We start from the raw sequence: 275 nt of genomic DNA, 5'->3' as shown, positions 1-275 counted from the left end.
CTGTTAGAGCGAGGCCACCTGGTTGACGATGGTGTTGGTGGAACGCCCGACGATCTGGGCCTCGGCCGGCGGCAGCTTGCCTTCCAGCTTCATCGCCAGGCGCTCGGCGGACAGCTGGATCGGCGTCAGCGGATTCTTGATTTCGTGGGCCAGGCGGCGCGCCACTTCGCCCCAGGCAACGGTGCGGTTGGCCGATATCACCTCGGTAATATCGTCGAACACCACCAGGTAACCGTTGCCGCGGCCGTCCACCCGCAGGTGGGTGCCCCGCGCCC

Annotated in this window: 1 pseudogene; it reads right to left on the bottom strand. The window is 66.9% G+C overall.

The annotated features are described in order from the left end of the window. Positions 1–6 precede the first annotated feature (6 nt). Positions 7–275, bottom strand: a pseudogene (locus ACRHNM_RS16725) (histidine kinase dimerization/phospho-acceptor domain-containing protein); the annotation flags it as partial.

Origin of the sequence: Psychroserpens mesophilus (genome assembly GCF_050617655.1) — a bacterium.
Classification (GTDB): domain Bacteria; phylum Bacteroidota; class Bacteroidia; order Flavobacteriales; family Flavobacteriaceae; genus Psychroserpens; species Psychroserpens mesophilus_A.
This window is presented reverse-complemented; position numbering and strand designations above follow the sequence as displayed.